Genomic DNA, 322 nt, shown 5'->3' with positions numbered 1-322 from the left:
GGCACTGGTGCTCTATGCCGTGCTCGGCCTGGCCAGGGTGCAGGTGCGCGTCGCCGCGCGATACGAGTCCTGGCTGGCGCCACTCATCGGCGCCGTCACCGGGGCGATCACCGCCGTCACCGGCGTCTTCGTCATCCCTGCAGTGCCCTACCTGCAGGCCATCGGCCTGGAAAAGGACGACCTGATCCAGGCCCTCGGGCTTTCGTTCAGCGTCTCCACCCTGGCCCTGGCGGCGGCGCTCGGGCACAGCGGCGAACTGTTGCAGCCGGCGGTGCTGGGCCTTTCGGCCCTGGCCCTGCTGCCCGCCCTGCTGGGCATGGCC

General features: G+C 71.4%; 1 protein-coding gene. It reads left to right on the top strand.

Features of this window, described 5'->3' with window-relative positions; genetic code table 11:
• The coding region (locus J0A65_RS26805) for a hypothetical protein (protein WP_206597207.1) at positions 1 to 322 on the top strand (322 nt) is incomplete at both ends.

Source organism: Bowmanella yangjiangensis (assembly GCF_017255015.1).
Taxonomy (GTDB): Bacteria; Pseudomonadota; Gammaproteobacteria; order Enterobacterales; family Alteromonadaceae; genus Bowmanella; species Bowmanella yangjiangensis.
The sequence above is the reverse complement of the archived record's forward strand: the minus strand, read 5'-3'. Positions and strand labels throughout refer to the sequence as shown.